A 1,009-nucleotide genomic window follows, 5' to 3' on the forward strand; every position below is an offset into this window, starting at 1 on the left:
TCGGTGGTGAGGTGTGTCCGCCGGAGTTGGTGACCCGGTGGGCGCCGGGGCGGCGGTTGTTCCACGCGTACGGGCCGACCGAGGCGACGGTGATGTCGAATATCGGGGATCCGATGGTGGTGGGGGAGCCGATCACGATCGGTGGCCCGGTCCGGGGGGTGTGTGAGGTGGTGTTGGATGGGTGGTTGTGTCCGGTGCCGGTGGGGGTGTCGGGTGAGTTGTATCTGGCTGGTGTCGGTCTGGCTCGCGGCTATCACCGGCGTCCGGGGTTGACGGCGGAGCGGTTCGTGGCGTGTCCGTATGGTGCCCCGGGGGAGCGGATGTACCGGACCGGGGATGTGGTGCGGTGGCGTGGCGATTACACGCTGGAGTATGTGGGGCGCAGCGATTTCCAGGTCAAGCTCCGCGGGTTCCGGATCGAGCTGGGGGAGATCGAGTCGGTGTTGGCGCGGTGTGCGGGCATCGCGCAGGCGGTCGTGGTGGTCCGCGACGACGGTCGTGGGGACCGGCTGGTCGGTTATGTGGTGCCGGTGGATGGGCAGAACGTCGATGTCGAGGCGGTGCGTGCGGCGGTGGCGGCGCGGTTGCCTGCGTATATGGTGCCGGCGGTGGTGGTGGTCGAGGTGTTGCCGTTGACGCCGGTGGGGAAGTTGGATCGTGCCGCGTTGCCGGTGCCGGAGGTCACCGGTGGGGTGTATCGGGCGCCGTCGGGGCCGGTGGAGGTGGTGTTGGCGGGGGTGTTCGCCGAGGTGCTGGGGGTGGAGTCGGTGGGGGTGGATGATTCGTTCTTCGCCCTCGGTGGGGACAGCATCATGTCGATTCAGTTGGTGGCGCGGGCGAAGGCGGCGGGGGTGGTGATCTCGCCGCGGGAGGTGTTCGAACACAAGACCGTTGCGGGGTTGGCGCAGGTCGCTGTCTCGGCCGGGGTGGGCGCGCCGGTGCTCGAGGAACTTCCCGGCGGCGGGGTCGGGGAGGTTCCGGTGACCCCGATCGTGGCGTGGTTGCTCGA

At 69.3% G+C, this 1,009-nt stretch carries 1 protein-coding gene; it reads left to right on the forward strand.

The annotated features are described in order from the left end of the window. A partial coding sequence (locus ACRWNM_RS36525; RefSeq protein ID WP_431972733.1) for a phosphopantetheine-binding protein occupies nucleotides 1–1,009 on the forward strand: 1,009 nt, incomplete at both ends.

The organism is Nocardia sp. bgisy134, from assembly GCF_965341865.1.
Classification (GTDB): Bacteria; Actinomycetota; Actinomycetes; order Mycobacteriales; family Mycobacteriaceae; genus Nocardia.